The organism is Cognatiyoonia sp. IB215182 (assembly GCF_033963905.1).
Classification (GTDB): domain Bacteria; phylum Pseudomonadota; class Alphaproteobacteria; order Rhodobacterales; family Rhodobacteraceae; genus Yoonia.
Window position 1 is genome coordinate 157,622 of the sequence record NZ_JAXBMB010000009.1, and the last position, 15,679, is coordinate 173,300.

Consider the following 15,679-nt stretch of genomic DNA (forward strand, 5'->3'; position numbering starts at 1 on the left):
TTGTGTTTAGGACAGGTCCAACTGCTTGTGAAGTCCAGAGTTTCCGGGCTTCAGTCCGCGCTCCCGGCTGAATCCAGTTTCTTACCTAAGAGATTGGGTATCGATGGAACGGCGTCCAAGTCAATACCGAACGGCCAGTGGTGTTGCGGCTCATGCTCGGGGATAGGTTCAAGAAAGTAGGCCCTTTCTGGCGACAAGACATGAACGGCCTTGTACCGCAGCGGTAGCTCAGTCGCCAGTTCAACAGGGTTATGATAACAGAAACCGGGCTTACCACACATCCCACCCGCCACCATCGCCGCCGTCCCGTGGGTTGAGCTGAAGAATTCGATCTCCATGCAAAACGCAACCTTTTCAGCGAATGGAAGATCGTAAATTCTAGTGAACGTAATTTCTTCGCTCCACCTGCGCTCAAATTCAGAAGTGATGGCTCTGATACGCTCGAACATCATGTGATCGTTTGAAGTAACTCCCTGCGCTCTAATCGTCCATCCGTCCCACGCAACGACCAACCTGCGCCCTCTATCAGCGGCGTAGTCTACCAGTTGCGTCAGCAGGATCGATGCGAGCTCTTGCTGTTGTGGGAAGCGATCTTTCTCCACATCAATGCTGATAACAACGACCATTGGGTTGGGCGGTAGCGTCGCATGTCTCGCCTGCTGTGCGCTGGCGGCTTCCTTGGCAAGAATTGGTGCGCACCAGGGAAGTGCAGCGCTGAGGTTTGAAAGGCTGACGCCGCTCGGACGGGCCCCAGAGATAAGCATCAAGTCGTTCTGACGGCAGTAGGCGTTTACTTTTGTGTACCGCATAACCGTGGACTGGATGTAAGGTGCGAAGATTTTTTCAAGTCCAAAATAGGACTGGTTCAGGGTTTCGATCACCTGAAGTGGCTCTTTCAGAGCTTTAAGTTCCGCATGCTTAAAATACAGATATCCAACCACTTCCCCGACGTAGTGCAGCGGTCGTGTATTTCCCATTAACAGAGCGGGCCGGCGGGGTGCTTTCAGTTGGGTCGCGCGGTAGCGCGCCAACTCCACCTGAAACTCGGCAGCGACTGTACTTAGCTGCTCTTGATTTAGAAATGGGCGAAGCATCGCCATTCGGCGCCCATCTGCGTCACAAAGCGCAATTACTTCGCCAAAGTAGATCAATTCAAACAGACAGTCTCCGATCTTGACGTCTTTGCAGTCGGTGGGCGCTAGGACATTCATGTGGTACTTGTTCATGAGAATGCCGAAGATCTGCGAATACGTACGACCATCCACGGGGCTGACCCTTTGGACGCCGCCCTGCTGGTAGTCCTCTAGCAGATCGCACTTGGTGGTACTGAGATACGACTCTAGAAACGGGAAGCGTTTGGCATCGGCCTGCGTGATCTCTATGGACGGCGGCCCGCGCTTGAGCCTGCGCTTCGCAAGCTTGGCAGCCACCCACCAACGGAAGCGGCGTGCATTTTTGAAAATACGACCTTTTGTATGAACCGTGATGTGGGGCTGGGTCATTCGAGCAGAAACTCGACGAAGTCGTTCATCGATGCAAACCAGACGTCGTTAACATTCTCAAGGGTCCCGTATCCCCAACCCGCATGTACGAAACGGAATCCTGCGCGCTGAGATGCCTCTTTGTCGACTTCCATATCACCCACATAGATCGTGTTTTGCGGGTCGATGCCGACTTCAAGCGCGCAATACATAAGTTGATCGGGGTGCGGCTTTCCGCGCCCGGACTTGACGTCGTCAGGGGTCGTGACGTGATCAAATTGGATATCGGGCAACAATTCTGCCAAGATCTTGGTCGTACGTTCGCGGTTCTTCGACGTTGCGACCGCCACCCTCACACCCGCCTTCTGTAAGCGCGCAAGCGCATGGCTTACACCAGGATATGTCTTGATCTTGTCCTGAGCAGCGATTGCAGCCGCATTGTAGACCTGTTCGATTGTCGCGTGCAGAGAGTCGTCGATCTCAAGCTGACGCAGGATTTCGCGGAAAGGAAAGCCGATGCCTTTCGCATAGCGCTCGAAAGGAATACTGAGCTCGGCCGCCTCGCAGGCGGCGGACCATGCCACTTTCATGGCAGGCACGGAGTCAATCAAGACACCGTCTAAATCGAAGGTGACCAGCTTAATGTCTCGATTTCGTGCTGTCGAGTTCATCAGGCCCACGAAGTACTCGGAACTCTGCTTCAAGGTCCCGCGCGGATCGAAATCCAACAACGCTTGCGCAAGCGCAAAATCCTCCGGATAGTCGATGTCGACGGCTTCACGCGCATCGACATCCGCCAGGAATGTCCGACCATTAATGCGCGTGTTTGTGGTTAGGTAGTCCGCCTTTCGGAAGACATAGACCCCGCTTGTTTCGGCGTAGACCGGTGCGAGATCCTGCGTCTGCGCCATTGCAGCGGGGTCGTAGTTGAGCGGTTCATCACGATGCCAGCAATAGGTTCTTAGCTTGATCACCGAAGCAGCGGAATCGTAGCGGCCAGTGCTAACGGCTTCGACACAGGCGTGAACTGTTTCGCGGCTAATAAAGGGCGCCGTCGCATGGCACAGCACAATAACCTCGGCCGAGATACGCTCGACGGCATAACGAAAGAGCTCGTTCGCTTTGACCGTGTCTTGATCGAGCCGTTCGGGTCGGGCGAGAAACCGCACCGATTCGGGAAGCAGTTGCATCACCTGCGGCTTGCTGCAGTAGCAGTATACTTCGTTGAGTGTCTCCACCCCTGTCAGAGTTTCGAAGACATGGCGCGCAAGCGGATGATCACCCAAACGCAAGAAGTTCTTGTTTGGAAGTCGTCTCGAATGGAGTTTGAGCGGAACAAGCGCGGCAACGCGTGTCATTGCGTGAGCCCGCCAGAAGGTGCTGTGTTGCTGCCATTCTGCCGATCAACTTTTAGAGAACTTGAGCATGTCATCATTCTTTACCGCTAATGCAAATGGCTGGAAGACTCCAGTTGCAGATCGTTGGTTCAGATTTTTTCGTATTCTGCGCATGGCGTCCGGTTTAGCATCGCCCCAGTTGAAGCCGGTACAGATTATTAGACATTACTTCAACTGAAAACAAAATCACTCCAGTCAATCAATCCCGCGGTGTTTTGCAATTGAAACCTATTGTTTGTCCACAATACAGATAGTTTTCGCAGGCTCCTCCTCGACGCATCTGGCGACGACAAGAATGCCTCTATACTGATGATGCAGGGCCACCAGGCGCTTGATCGTAGAGCTATGTCAGGGTTGATTTCCAATTGACCCAGCTCCCTGATCCGGGCCGTTCAGGTGTAGAATCCGTTCCTGTTTCTTTCTGTTGATCGGTTTGCGGTCAAGGCCTGCTGAGCGGAGCCCTTGCGTAGCTCAAGCGAAGCGGGCCGGGTGGCGCGGTTGAGATTGGCGTAGACGGCCGGGGCCAGTCCGCCAAGCGATGTGTGTGGCCTTTGTGTGTTGTAATCTATCCTTCAGTTTTCGATGATCTGCCGGGCTTCGGCGAGGTTTCCGAAGATATGTTCATTCAAGCATTCGTCCCTGAGCCTGCCGTTGAATGACTCGACAAAGGCATTCTGCATCGGCTTTCCGGGCGCGATGTAGTGCCAGCCGACGCCCGTGTCCTGGCACCACCTGAGCACGGCATGCGATGTCATTTCGGTTCCGTTATCAGAGGCGATCATGTCAGGCTGACCGCGCCGCCGGATCAGATCGTCCAGTTCGCGGGTCATCCGCGCACCTGACAACGAACGATCCACGACAGTTGCCAAGGCTTCGCGTGTACAATCATCCACGATGCACAGCACGCGGAACCGCTGCCCATCTTCAAAGGCGTCAGAGACAAAGTCCAACGACCAACGCTGATTGGCGCGATCCGGCACCAGAATGGGCCGACGTGTTCCCAAAGCACGCTTGCGCGACCGCCTCCGGCGCACCGCCAGCCCTTCTTCGCAATATATCCGGAATAGCTTCTTGTGGTTCACTTCGAACCCCTCTCTGGCAAGCAAGATGCCCAGACGGCGATACCCGAACCGGCGACGCTCATTCGCCAGTTCGTGCAGTCGTTTGCGCAAAGCATCATCACCCTGATCCTGCTTCTTGTACTGAAAGACTGAACGGTGCAGATCAGCTAACGCGCATGCCCGACGCTCACTGAGGCCATGCCGATCCATCACGTCTGACACGGCCCTTCGCTTCACATGTCCGGCATGGTCCTCGGACCGATGGCAGCCTCATGCCGAACCGTCAATAATTTTTGTCGCGAGATCCTTCAGTGCCGCATTGTCGAGCATCGCATCTGCCAACATACGCTTCAGGCGATTGTTCTCGTCTTCAAGCGCCCGCAGCTTCTTGGCATCCGACACGTTCATCCCGCCGAATTTGGCTTTGTACTTGTAGAATGTTGCGTCGCTGATCCCGTACTTCCGGCACAGTTCCTGCGCTTTCACCCCTGCCTCGTACTCTTTGATCATCCCAATGATCCGCTCGTCACTAAATCTACGTTTCATAGTCCATCCTTTGCTCGGACGGATCACTAACACTTCAATGGCCTGATTTCAGGGAGCTGGGTCACAATGGGCGGCCCTCAACCAGATATCCGAGCGACACCTACCCCCCATCCAAAGCCTCTTTCGCTTCGAGGCCGAAGTCTTGTCTTGGAAAAACCGTGAGGAGACTCCAGTCGATCAGTACGCTGGGTACAGTTGAGGAAATACCGAGAACACATCAGAATTCAAGTGCGAACAGTCTTCGACACATGAATTTGGGCTGCCCAAAACATCGACCTTAATTGTGGGAGTGGCATAGACGATTGGCAAAGAAGGCTGGCCCTTATTCGGTTGTCGATCACATCCAAAACACCAGAGATGCTGATCTGCCCAGAACGAAGACAACCTTAGAAAGTGTCGACCCTGAACTTCGAATCTTTGTAGTAGGCACGTGCAATCGAAACCAGCCGCGCTTGGGGTTCGTTCTCTGCCTCAATGTCTGCATATCCATCTAACGCTTGCCGATAGGCCGAAAGAGATAGGGTGCCGAATTGTCCATCAATGGCTGATTGCAGATAGCCCATCTCCGCCAAAAGCGTTTGGGCGGCCGCGTTAAGAACGCGATTGGAAAGTGGCTGCAATAGGTTGCGGGCTTGCTCTGCCGCATCGCGATTTTGCAAGGCTGCGGCTTTTGCTGCACGCACTGCCGCATCAACCTCGGTGTATCCGGCAGGTGCTTGGTTAAGTATGATCCAGGCGCCGTTCGCGCCGCCCCAAGGGTCCCCGCGCGCGAGCCCGAGGTCATACCACTCCATAGCGACTTGATAATCTGCAGAAAAACCTTCTGCACCGTCGTAGATGCGCCCAAGACTTGTCGGTGCCGTCGGATGGCTTTTGTCTGATGCCGCTTTGAGATTCTCGATCGCAAGAGGGAGATCACGGGGAATGGTGCCGAGACCATTGGTGTAGATCAGTCCAAGGTTGTTGAAGCCAAATGCGCTGCCACGGCCCGCCGCCTCCTGAAAATAGCGCAGTCCGCGTTCCGGCTCGTAACCGCCGCCGTTTTCATTGAAATGATAGGCACCCAGTTCATTCAAGGCCTGAACATATCCCGCATCGAAAGCTCGCAAGAGCAGCTCATACCCACGGTCTTTTGCAGCATCACTTTCGCCAAAACGAAGAAGTTGCCGCCCCAGCCCATAAGCACCCAAGGCATCGCCATTCGCCGCAGCCGTTTCGTAATTTGCCAGTGCTGAGGCAGGCGCCTCGCCCACCTGGAAGCCACCCGCAACGGCTGACTGGATCGTCTCCAAACCCGCAAGCCCCGTATAGGCGCGAATGTGACCCAGATCCCGTGCTCTCTCCAGATGCTCTTTGGCGTCATCATAACGCTTGTGCGCCAAAAGAGCGCGGGCGAACTGGTAGTGAAATCGTTCGGTCTCTGGAAAATCCTCGACAGCTTGGCGGCAGGCTTCCAATGCCAAATCGATGCGCATGTCCTCAGCCGTTACTTCGATCCCCACCCCTTGTGGGTCAAGCTGTGCGCCGGCTTCTATGTCGCACGCGTTGACGGTCAGGTTGACCTGGACATTCATTTCATTGTCGCCGGCGGCGAAAACAAGGTTGTCCGTGCGTCCCGGGTTCTCTTGGCTGATATCGGTCAGATCTGACAGTCTGGGCGAATAGCTCAGGCGATCCAACGCACTTGCGGGCACCGTGTCACCTTCGCGCAGTGCCACCTCAATTTCTGCACCAATCAGTTGGAGGCCGCGCGTGACATCCGTATAGGTGAGCAGCCCGTGTTCCGGTGTCTTGAGCAGCGTAACAGTGTCGAGTGCAGCGTCGATTTCAAGGTCAGCGAGGCGCGTGCCGATGCGAACATTGCGATCCCAAGCCTCTGAGATATTGACAGTTTCGGGCAGATCTAGTCCTGCGCCTGTGCCAATGGCTGGCCGGTCAGCGTCCAAAGTCGGCGGCCGAACATCTTCCACGAAAAAGTAGATATCCCCATCCAGCGTAGAGTTTGACCAGGGGATCTGCCTTCCGTCCGTCCGAAAGGAAACCTCTTCGCGCACGCTTGTAAAAATCGCTTCGATGGCCGTGGTGGGGTTGCTGCGCGCCTCGGTGATAAACGCCCCGGTATAGGGGCTATTGTCGCCGATACCGTCATATGCAACAGCACCTGGAGATGTTGAAAATGAGATTATTGAATTGGTGGGCGCAACCTGACTGGAAAACCCGGTCTCAACGACTTCTTGCGTCGAAAACGGCCCATCAACGACACTTGTCCCGATAAACGGATTATCCCGACAGCTATCGAGAATAAACAGCTTCAAATCAGCCTTGGCCGCAATCGCAGCAATCCAAGTATCGAGTGACATCGTCTGGAACGGCACATCGTATTGGGTCGAAATCTGCGCATCGACTGGGATAAGGTAGTTACTTGCCCCAATTTGGAAGCCGTGGCCGGAGTAATAGAACAAGACCTCAGAATCGTCCGGCAGACCATGGATCACGTTTCGAAAAAACTGTTCAAAGCCTTGACGGGTCAGATTGTTCTGCTGAATGACGATGTATCCGGCATCTTCCAGAAACGATGCAACAAGGTCTGCATCTGCGTCCGGGTTCGGCAGTGCAGGCATATGCTCATATTCGGCATTGCCCACAACAATAGCATACCGGTAATTTGGTGTTTCAGGTTGGGCAAAGACGGGTGCCGCAGCCAGTATCGCAAAACTGCACAGCGCCGCCCGCATCATGCGTTAGAACAACCCGTTAAAGCCACCACCAGGGGGTAGGTCACCCACCGGATCGACCCCTCCGCCAAGACCGGGACCGCCAATGTCTCCCGGAATTGATGGAAGATCCGGCCTGTCATCGCCAGGGAGTGAAGGACCTGTGCCACCGCCTGACGAGTTGTCATCATCGGCTGGCGAAGGGCTTGTCCCACCGCTTGACGTATCGTCATCATCGGTGTCACTGCTCGGAGGTTGCGACGACGAGCTGTCGCTGCTGCCAGACGTAGCACTTCCAGAGCTTTCATTCGATCCGGAAGACGAGGGACCATTACCTTGGCCCTGTTCGCCACTCGATTCGACACGTGTTGGCGCTGTTGTGCCTGGCCATTCCCAACCTTGGACATTGAATCCCATCGAGGTACCTGGTGCCTCGACAAATGTGAGAGTTTCGGCGTCAAAGGCATAGCCACACCCCGACAAAAGCAACAAACTCACGTAAACTCGACTTCTAAAAACACGTTTCATCGTAATAAGCTCTCGGCTGCATCATGAATGGCGTTGTCCCGACATGGCTAGCATATCGAGGCAACTGGTTCTAGGCACGGTATTCCTTACATTTTTGCTCGCTCAGCTGTCGTGCTGTGCGCGCTCTTGGAGCAAACCCACATGACATTGGGTTCTGAGCTAAGATCAAATTTGATGAGGCAGGGCATGGTTAGTTTGACGCTTGGACCTAGCCTCTCAAGAGATACGGAAAACTGTGTTCTTTCAGGCAATCCGATACTCCCCTTGCGCGCGTTATCCACATTGCAGTGTCAAACATCCGGCCTGCGCTGCCACAGTCATCCGGGCACATCAATCAGGTTTCGGCTGCTAAGGACGGTCATGAACCCCTCTCATGGAAACTGCGTTTCGACTGCCGGGGAGTCGACGCCATCTATCCGAAGGCGCATCGAATGGCGTCAATTTTGGAGATCGTTAAGGGAAGCTTAGCTCAGCAAACTGGCCACTCCCGATGGCGAGGGGCGTGCGGCTGGTTTGACCGCTTTCCCGGCTTGTCCGGACGTCGGACAAGCATAGCGTTGGAAGCCGCCGACCGGATGGCCGGCAGCTATCCCACTTAATCAAGCGAACACGACGCCGTCGTTCACCATTGGCAAAATCGCCACCAGCGTGCCAGCATTCGCGATGGCATTGGCCAGCGCTGGGGCGGCAGGGGGCGTACCTGGTTCACCGATGCCTGTTGGGGCTTCGGTTGAGGCAACGATATGCGTTTCGATCGCGCCGATATCGCCGATGCGCAAGGGCTCGTAGTCGGGGAAGTTGTACTGATCAACGACACCGCCGGTCAGTGTGATCTCGTCTCGCATCGCGTGGCCAAGGCCATAACCGACACCGCCTTCGATCTGGGCCTTGATCACATCAGGGTTCACAGCGATCCCGCAATCGACGGCACAAGTCACCTTTTCGATACGAACGCCGGCCTCCGCATCGCCTGAGATCTCGATGACCTCGGCGACGAAACTGCCGAAGGACTTGTGGACCGCGATGCCCTGCGTATGGCCTGCTGGTGCATTACCCCAATTGCCTTGTTCCGCTGCCAGTCGCAGTACGGCGGCCTTGCGTTGACCGTCCAGGCTATCGCCCAAATGCGCGAGGCGGAATTCGACGGGGTCGCGGCCTGCGGCGCGGGCGGCCTTATCCATCATCACTTCCATCGCATAAGCCGTATGCGTGTGACCAACCGCGCGCCACCAGAGCGTGCTTGTCGCCTTCCTGGTATCAGTCAGGCCCACATGGAAGCCGGGGATCGTGTAGGGCGTGTCAGAGACACCTTCGACCGAGGAATGATCGACACCGTCATGCACGGCGAAGGCCTCAAAGGCAGTACCCTTCATGATCGACTGGCCCGCAATGCGGTGATCCCAGGCGACGATCTCACCCGCTTCAGAGAGGCCCACGCGCACACGGTGGCCAAAGGCGGGGCGGTAGTAGCCGCCCTTGATATCGTCCTCACGGCTCCACACCAGCTTCACGGGGCGGGTCCGGTCGGTGATCGCAAAGGCCAGCCCGGCTTCGACCTGATAATCTGCCGTCGGCGTAGCGCGCCGCCCGAACGACCCACCGGCGAGCATCGTGTTGATGCGGACCTTGTCCATCGGCAGCTCAAAAATCTGCGCGAGTGCCATATGCGGCCCGGTCGGGAATTGCGCGCCATCGTGCAAGGTGATGCCGCCATCATCATTTGCTTCGATGGTACAGTTCAGCGGCTCCATCGGCGCATGGGCCAGAAGTGGGAAGTAGAAAGTTTCCTCAATGACTGTCGCGGCCTGATCTATCGGCGCGGGGTCATTTTTGAGGACGTTGAATTCCTCTTCCGCATCAAGGGCCGCCATGATCTCGTCCTTGATCTGGGCGCTGTCGCGATCCTCGGCATTCGACAGATCCCATTCGACGGTGAGCAGATCACGTGCCTGCATCGCGGCCCAAGTGTTTTCGGCGTAGACAGCCACGGCGGCATTGTTGGGCAATGTCGCAGCACGGATGAAACCGGGGATTGTCTGCGCCTCGCTGTCGTCAAAGCTTGTCACCAGACCGCCCATTTGCGGCGGACGGGCCAGCATGGCGATCATCTGGTTCGGCAGAAAGACGTCCATTGCGAACATCGCCGTGCCGTCACCCTTGATCGCGCTGTCCAGCCGCCGAACATCCGGGTTGCCGATCAGGCGCCACTGATCCGGTGTTTTGAGCACTGGTTCCTCAGGAGCCGTCAACTCGGCTGCAGCGGCGACGAAATCGCCCAGCGGAGCTGCGTTGCCGGCGCCGGTGACTTCCCCGTCAACGATATCCAGCGATCCGGCGTCAACACCCCATTCGGTGGCGGCCGCGTCAATGATCACAGCCCGTGCCGCCGCACCGGCCTGCCTGTATTGCATGAATGAATTGGCCATCGCCGTTGAGCCGCCGGTGCCCTGGAACTGACCGAAGGCGAGGTTGGCGTAGAGTTCCGGATTGGAGGGCGCAAATTCATAATCGATCTGATCCATGCGGACGCCAATTTCCTCGGCGATTAGCGTTGACAGACCGGTCGCTGGTCCTTGCCCCTTTTCAAAGTGCTTGATGACGGCGACGACGCGGCCGTCCGCGCCGATCTTCACAAATGGGTTCAATTGTGCGGCGGCATCACCCGCGGCCAAGGCGCCATCGGGACGCGCGCCGATGACGAGCAGAACACCGGCGGCAGCGGAGCCTTTCAGGAAACCGCGACGAGACGTGTTGATAGTCATGATCAAGCCTCCAGAATTTCTGATGCGCGCTGGATACCGGCGCGGATGCGTTGATAGGTGGCGCAGCGGCAGGCATTGCCGTGCATGTAGTCGTTAATCTCTTCGACCGTCGGCTTGGGGTTTTCGGTCAGCAGGCCAACGGCGGACATGATCTGCCCCGACTGGCAATAGCCGCACTGCACCACGTCCAGTTCCTGCCAAGCTTGCTGAATAGCCGCACCTTCTTTGGTTTCGCCAATGGCCTCGATGGTTGTGATCTCGGCCCCATCGAGGTCTCCCACGTAGGCCTGGCACGACCGGGTTGGGAAACCGTCAACATGCACGGTGCAGGATCCGCAGGATGCAACACCGCAGCCAAACTTTGTACCGGTCATTCGCAACTCGTCTCTGAGAACCCACAAAAGCGGGGTATCCGGGTCTGCGTCGACAACACGTTCGACGCCATTGAGTTTGAGTGTGAGACTCATGTTTGAACCTTCCTGTTGGCGTGATTGCTATAGGTGGGTGGAAACTTGTGAGTTTACCTTACGTCGCGGTTTGACAGTTGTAAACCGGTGCGTTTACCAATTAATCTAATAGGATAGCCGAAGGCACCGCATGAACGACACTGTCTGCCCAACACACGTAAAGCGCGAGCAGATTTTTCAAGCCGCCGTCGCCGAGTTTCATGAAAACGGGTTCAGCGCCGCAAGCATGGACCGGATATCGGCGCGGGCCGGGGCCTCAAAGCGGACCGTCTATAAGCATTTCGAAAGCAAGGAAAAACTCTTTCAGGAACTGATCCGCCGTCACTGGGCGAAGTTCACCGAAACCCTTGATGTGCGATACGAGAAAGGGCGGGATATCCGCGACCAATTGACCGCTTTGGGTGAGGCCGAAGGGCACCTGATGACCTCACCCGAGATTATGGCGACAACCCGGTTGGTGATGAGTGAGGTGTTGCGTAGCCCCGAACTGGTCGAGGAAAATCAGGAAAAGACCGACTACAAGGCGTCTTTCGAGGCCATGCTGCGAGAGGCGGCAGCCGATGGCCAGCTTTGTATCGACGACCCGCGAGAGGCTGCTGAAGAGTTTATCTCGCTCCTGAAAGGCAAAGCATTCTGGCCGGTGGTTTTCGGCGCCCCTGTGGTCTCGGTTAAGGAGATGGCGCAAATTGTCAGCAGTAGCGTTGAGATGATGATGCGACGCTATGGTCAACAAGACCGCCGCTGAAGCCGTTCTGCTAAATCTCGAACGTCTCCAGCTGTTCCAGCGCTGATTTCAACGCATTGCTCCAGGCGGCAGTGGTCTTTGTATAAGCCACATCGCCTTCTTCGATCCGCCTTTGACGGTCTGTATGATAACTGTCGTTTTCGTAGATGTGCAGATCGAGCGGCAACCCAACAGAGAGGTTGGATTTGATTGTTGAGTCGAAGGACACCATCAGCAGACGCACCGCTTCTTCAAAGCGCATGTCTGCATCATAGGCACGAACGAGAATGGGTTTGCCGTATTTTGTCTCACCAATCTGGAAGAACGGTGAGTCTTCCGTGATTTCAATGAAGTTGCCCGCGGGATAGACCAGGAAGATCGTCGGCTGCCCACCCTTGATCTGACCGCCGACGATGACGGACGCGCTAAAGCGGTCATCGGCGGTTTGTCCGGTCGGGCTGCTGTAAGAAATCACCTCTTTCAAGGTTGTGCCGACAAGGCGCGCGACCTGAAACATTGTCGATTGGCGCAGGATACTGGGATCCCGATCCTCGACCGCCTTGGAGCGTTCCTCTAGCAGCGAAACCACGGCCTGTGTTGTCGCCAGATTTCCGGCTGTCATCAGCGTGATCGACCGCTCGCCCGGGATTGACCAAGTGAACATCTTGCGGGCCGACGAAAAGTTATCAACGCCCGCATTGGTGCGCGTGTCTGACATAAAGACCAGCCCGGTATTCAGGCGCAAGCCCACGCAATATGTCATATCAGTCCTTTGGTCGGTTGCACGATGTGAAAGCCTTACTGCTGGACCTGTAAAGATACAATCAAGCCCTCGCGTCCACTTCCCATCCGAAGCCCTGAAATCGGTGCTGCGTCTTTTGCATCACGACCGATTGCAAGCCGCAGGTACTTTTCATCAGGGCATACCCCGTTCGAGACATCAAAACCGACCCAGCCCAGACCATCCACATGCGCCTCGGCCCAGGCGTGGCTAGCATCCTGATCGACTCGGTCGGGGATGAAGAGATAACCGCTTACGTAGCGGGCGGGCAGACCGGCCTTGCGGGCAGCGGCGACAAAGATTGTCGCGTGATCCTGACAGACACCGTGGCCGATGGCGATCGCCTCTTCCGCGCTTGTGTTGGGATGTGTCTTGCCGATCTCGTAGGGCACTTTTTGAAGGATCGCCGCCGACAAAGCATGCAATCCATCAAGCAGTGTCGCATGTTGTCCGATCACCTGAGACAATTCTTCGACACCTTCGCCCGCAACCGTTGCCGGTGTCGTCTGTGCAAAATGCCAAAGTGGCGCGCGTCCTGCATTGCGGCCAAGGATACCCGCGGCGTCGCGGGTCAGCGCGGTACCGGTCGCGGTCAGGATTACCGACCGCGTCCCCGGAGTTGCGCTGACTAGGTCCACATGGTTGCCATAATGATCGGCGTATGTCGCCTCAACCTTGCCGCCTTCAACGGTCAAATCCCAATCCTCGATCTCCTGCAGTGGATTTGGCAGCGGGCGCAGCCGCACCTTTTGTAACGCGTAATCAACCGGATGGTCATAATCGTAGCGGGTAATGTGGCTGATCTTGAGAAGCATCTAGGCGTTGAACCTGTAATCATCCTCGATCTGCAGACCGAGTTGGGCAGTGTCGTTGATGACCGTTGTCAGAAATTCGTGCAGTCCTTCATCGAAAATCGTATCAATGCTGCGATCACGCAGTCGCTGTTGAAGGCCGTTTGCAAGCGTCACGCTTTGCTTTTCATCCTCGTATTGTTTGGCCAGATAGGTCAGATTGTCGGCGATTTTGCCTGCACAGAAGGCCAGCGACCTTGGCATCCGCCCATCGAGGATTAGGAACTGCGCGATATTGGCAGCGTTATATTCACCATCCATCGCCCAGCGAAACGCCCGGTGTCCTGAGACCGAACGCAAGATCGTTTCCCATTGCACATTGTCCATCCGGCTGCCCACAAGCGACGGGGAAGGGAGCAATGTGTAGTATTTCACATTGATAATGCGCGCCGTGCTGTCCATGCGTTCGACAAAGGTGCCGATCCGGCAAAAGTCGTAGATGTCGTTGCGCAGCATTGTCCCGTGCAGAGCCCCCCGAACGAGGGCCGATTGCTGGCGGATGGCGGCCAAGACCTCTGGCAAATCCGTCTCGGCCACCGGGTGCTTGAGCCGATCGGTCAACAGCATCCAGGTTTCGTTCACTGCCGACCACACTTCGGATGTCAGGGCGGTGCGCACCAGCCGCGCATTGTCTCGCGCCGCCTTGATGACGGATTGAACCGAACTTGGGTTTTCCGTGTCGCGCAGCAAAAAGTCGATAACGCGGGCGCTGTCATAGCCGTCATGTTTCGCCTCATAGGCCATTTGCGCGGCCGAGGTCACAATGACCGACTTCCATTCTGAGACCGGATCGCTTGAGCGTGTCAGTGCGATGCGAAAGCCCGCCTCGACCAGGCGCGCCGTGTTTTCGGCCCGTTCAAGGAACCGGAACATCCAATAAAGTCCACCTGCGGTTTTTCCCAGCATATCAGTCTTCCAAAACCCAGGTGTCCTTGGTGCCGCCGCCCTGACTGGAATTGACGACGAGGCTGCCCTCGGTCAGGGCCACGCGCGTCAGACCGCCCGGCACAATGTCAACGCCACTGGACGAGACCAGTGCGAAAGGCCGCAAATCCACATGGCGCGGGGCAAGCCCGGTCTCGGTAAAGATCGGTACGGTCGATAGTGCCAGTGTCGGTTGGGCGATGTAGTTGGCGGGCTTTGCCTTCAGCTTCTTTTCAAAGGCGGCCAGCTCTTTTTTCGACGCAGCCGGCCCTACGAGCATCCCGTAACCGCCCGAGCCATGCACCTCTTTCACCACGAGTTCAGACAGATTGTCGAGCACGTATTGCAGCGCCTCCGGTTCGGCACAGCGATAGGTTTCCACGTTTTTCAGGATCGGCTTTTCGCCTGTGTAGAACTCAACGATTTCAGGCATATAGCTGTAGATCGCCTTGTCATCGGCTACACCAGTGCCGGGCGCATTGGTGATGGTGATATTGCCTGCGCGATAGACATCCATGATGCCCGGCACCCCCAGCATAGAGTCCGGATTAAAGGTGAGCGGGTCGAGAAAATCGTCATCCACCCGACGATAAATGACATCAATCACCTTGTAGCCCTTGGTGGTCCGCATCGCGATATGCCCGTCCACCACGCGCAAATCATGGCCCTCGACAAGTTCGACCCCCATCTGATCGGCCAGAAAGCTGTGCTCGTAATAGGCGGAGTTGTGGATGCCGGGGGTGAGCACCACTACGCAGGGCCGGCCCTCACAATGCCTGGGTGCTGCCGCCTCAAGCGAGAGGCGCAGGTTTTTGGGATAGTCGCTGACGCGCTGCACTTTGATCTTGCTGAATAGCTCAGGAAACATTTGCAGCATCGTTTCGCGATTTTCGAGCATGTAGCTCACGCCTGAGGGCGTGCGCGCATTGTCTTCGAGGACAAAGAAATCATTCTCGCCCGTGCGGACAATGTCGGTGCCGACGATATGGGTGTAGACACCGCCCGGCGGCGTGAAGTCGATCATTTGCGGCAGGAAAGCATCGTTTTCGGCGATCAGCCGCTTCGGCAAGATTCCGGCGCTGATGATCTCTTGCCGGTTATATATGTCGTGCAGAAATGCATTGATGCCCCGCACGCGCTGCGCGATCCCCTTGGCAAGACGGTTCCACTCGGTATTCGAGAGGATCCGGGGCACCAGGTCAAACGGGATCAGGCGTTCCTCTGCATCGCTCTGTCCATAGACATTGAAGGTGATGCCGGTGCGCCGAAAGAAGGCCTCGGCCTCTTTTGATTTGGTCTGCAAGCGCACATTGTCCTGATCTGCAAACCAGTCGTTGTAGCTGCGATAGGGCTCTCGTACCGCCCCGTTGACCTGCAATTCGTTGAAAAACGTCACATCCTTACCCATGGGCTGACGATAACGACCCTTGATTGGTTTGCAAG

10 protein-coding genes and 1 pseudogene are annotated in these 15,679 nt (G+C 56.3%); 1 reads left to right on the forward strand and 10 read right to left on the reverse strand.

All coding sequences use genetic code 11. From position 1 onward, the window contains the following. Nucleotides 1-50: 50 nt before the first annotated feature. From SLH47_RS19200 to SLH47_RS19225, 6 genes and pseudogenes are all read right to left on the reverse strand, one after another. Nucleotides 51-1,502, reverse strand: coding sequence for a hypothetical protein (locus tag SLH47_RS19200; protein WP_320241779.1), 1,452 nt, complete (start codon nucleotides 1,500-1,502; stop codon nucleotides 51-53). After that, nucleotides 1,499-2,839: an HAD-IA family hydrolase gene (locus SLH47_RS19205; protein WP_320241781.1), complete on the reverse strand. Its 1,341-nt coding sequence runs from the start codon at nucleotides 2,837-2,839 to the stop codon at nucleotides 1,499-1,501. The genes SLH47_RS19200 and SLH47_RS19205 overlap by 4 nt, the downstream gene beginning before the upstream one ends. 431 nt (nucleotides 2,840-3,270) lie before the next feature. Further along, nucleotides 3,271-4,485: pseudogene (locus tag SLH47_RS19210) on the reverse strand (IS3 family transposase). Between the two features lie 386 nt (nucleotides 4,486-4,871). Continuing rightward, nucleotides 4,872-7,220: a caspase family protein gene (locus tag SLH47_RS19215; RefSeq protein ID WP_320241783.1), complete on the reverse strand. Its 2,349-nt coding sequence runs from the start codon at nucleotides 7,218-7,220 to the stop codon at nucleotides 4,872-4,874. A 1,106-nt stretch (nucleotides 7,221-8,326) separates the two neighbouring features. Beyond that, nucleotides 8,327-10,489 (reverse strand): xanthine dehydrogenase family protein molybdopterin-binding subunit, encoded by a 2,163-nt coding sequence (locus SLH47_RS19220; protein WP_320241786.1) that lies wholly within the window; start codon nucleotides 10,487-10,489, stop codon nucleotides 8,327-8,329. A gap of 2 nt (nucleotides 10,490-10,491) precedes the next feature. Further along, entirely contained in the window at nucleotides 10,492-10,956 is a 465-nt protein-coding gene (locus SLH47_RS19225) for a (2Fe-2S)-binding protein (RefSeq protein WP_320241787.1), read from the reverse strand. Between the two features lie 130 nt (nucleotides 10,957-11,086). On the opposite strand from SLH47_RS19225, the gene SLH47_RS19230 reads away from it, so the two are divergent. After that, nucleotides 11,087-11,701 (forward strand): TetR/AcrR family transcriptional regulator, encoded by a 615-nt coding sequence (locus SLH47_RS19230; protein ID WP_320241789.1) that lies wholly within the window; start codon nucleotides 11,087-11,089, stop codon nucleotides 11,699-11,701. A gap of 10 nt (nucleotides 11,702-11,711) precedes the next feature. Here the strand turns inward: SLH47_RS19230 and SLH47_RS19235 are convergent, their stop codons facing one another. Genes SLH47_RS19235 through SLH47_RS19250 form a run of 4 tightly spaced genes read right to left on the reverse strand, consistent with a single transcriptional unit; the run spans nucleotide 11,712 to nucleotide 15,644 of the window. Continuing rightward, complete coding sequence (locus SLH47_RS19235; protein ID WP_320241791.1) at nucleotides 11,712-12,443, reverse strand: peptidase; 732 nt, start codon at nucleotides 12,441-12,443, stop codon at nucleotides 11,712-11,714. 35 nt (nucleotides 12,444-12,478) lie between these two features. After that, a complete protein-coding gene (locus SLH47_RS19240) occupies nucleotides 12,479-13,276 on the reverse strand; it encodes a transglutaminase family protein (RefSeq protein WP_320241792.1) in 798 nt (265 codons plus the stop codon). After that, nucleotides 13,277-14,218, reverse strand: coding sequence for an alpha-E domain-containing protein (locus SLH47_RS19245; RefSeq protein WP_320241794.1), 942 nt, complete (start codon nucleotides 14,216-14,218; stop codon nucleotides 13,277-13,279). A 1-nt stretch (nucleotide 14,219) separates the two neighbouring features. Further along, complete coding sequence (locus SLH47_RS19250) at nucleotides 14,220-15,644, reverse strand: circularly permuted type 2 ATP-grasp protein (protein ID WP_320241796.1); 1,425 nt, start codon at nucleotides 15,642-15,644, stop codon at nucleotides 14,220-14,222. Nucleotides 15,645-15,679: the final 35 nt, after the last annotated feature.

What these genes read in the sequence shown, in the direction of transcription:
- SLH47_RS19240 (WP_320241792.1), bottom strand. Translation starts at nt 13,276, where the DNA reads ATGCTTCTCAAGATCAGCCACATTACCCGCTACGATTATGACCATCCG.
- SLH47_RS19215 (WP_320241783.1), bottom strand. Translation starts at nt 7,220, where the DNA reads ATGCGGGCGGCGCTGTGCAGTTTTGCGATACTGGCTGCGGCACCCGTC.
- SLH47_RS19250 (WP_320241796.1), bottom strand. Translation starts at nt 15,644, where the DNA reads ATGGGTAAGGATGTGACGTTTTTCAACGAATTGCAGGTCAACGGGGCG.
- SLH47_RS19235 (WP_320241791.1), bottom strand. Translation starts at nt 12,443, where the DNA reads ATGACATATTGCGTGGGCTTGCGCCTGAATACCGGGCTGGTCTTTATG.
- SLH47_RS19245 (WP_320241794.1), bottom strand. Translation starts at nt 14,218, where the DNA reads ATGCTGGGAAAAACCGCAGGTGGACTTTATTGGATGTTCCGGTTCCTT.
- SLH47_RS19205 (WP_320241781.1), bottom strand. Translation starts at nt 2,839, where the DNA reads ATGACACGCGTTGCCGCGCTTGTTCCGCTCAAACTCCATTCGAGACGA.
- SLH47_RS19225 (WP_320241787.1), bottom strand. Translation starts at nt 10,956, where the DNA reads ATGAGTCTCACACTCAAACTCAATGGCGTCGAACGTGTTGTCGACGCA.
- SLH47_RS19230 (WP_320241789.1), top strand. Translation starts at nt 11,087, where the DNA reads ATGAACGACACTGTCTGCCCAACACACGTAAAGCGCGAGCAGATTTTT.
- SLH47_RS19200 (WP_320241779.1), bottom strand. Translation starts at nt 1,502, where the DNA reads ATGACCCAGCCCCACATCACGGTTCATACAAAAGGTCGTATTTTCAAA.
- SLH47_RS19220 (WP_320241786.1), bottom strand. Translation starts at nt 10,489, where the DNA reads ATGACTATCAACACGTCTCGTCGCGGTTTCCTGAAAGGCTCCGCTGCC.